The organism is Pseudoalteromonas sp. GW168-MNA-CIBAN-0100, from assembly GCF_040309225.1.
Lineage (GTDB): Bacteria > Pseudomonadota > Gammaproteobacteria > Enterobacterales > Alteromonadaceae > Pseudoalteromonas > Pseudoalteromonas arctica.
On sequence record NZ_JBEOOL010000144.1, the window covers coordinates 1 to 423 of the forward strand.

Annotated in this window: 1 protein-coding gene; it reads left to right on the forward strand. The window is 39.0% G+C overall.

Annotated elements, in window-relative coordinates; translation table 11 throughout:
* A partial coding sequence (locus AAEY62_RS20435; RefSeq protein WP_350636045.1) for an HAD-IA family hydrolase occupies positions 1 to 374 on the forward strand: 374 nt, incomplete at its 5' end.
* Positions 375 to 423 lie beyond the last annotated feature (49 nt).

Consider the following 423-nt stretch of genomic DNA (forward strand, 5'->3'; position numbering starts at 1 on the left):
ATATAACCGTGACCGATGACGTACTTAACTTACTCGATAAGCTCGCTACTCGCTTTACCCTTATAGCCATAACCAACGGCAATGCCGATGTGAGCCAGTTTAATTTAAATAATAAATTTAACTTGGTACTGCAAGCGGGTTTACACGGTAAAGCTAAACCGCACAATAACTTGTTTGATCAAGCAGCTACACATTTACAGGTGCCACACAAAGCTATTTTACACATTGGTGACAGCCTAGATAGCGACGTGCAAGGCGCTAATAATGCCGGCTGCCAATCTGTATGGTTAAATAACCAAGCTGCCAACTATACTTACAAAGGCCTTGCCGATATTGAAATAACTAACATTAATGCCTTATCACATTTAATTTAAGTGCACGTGTACTAGTTTAATATAAATCAGTAAACAGATAGGTTAGAGT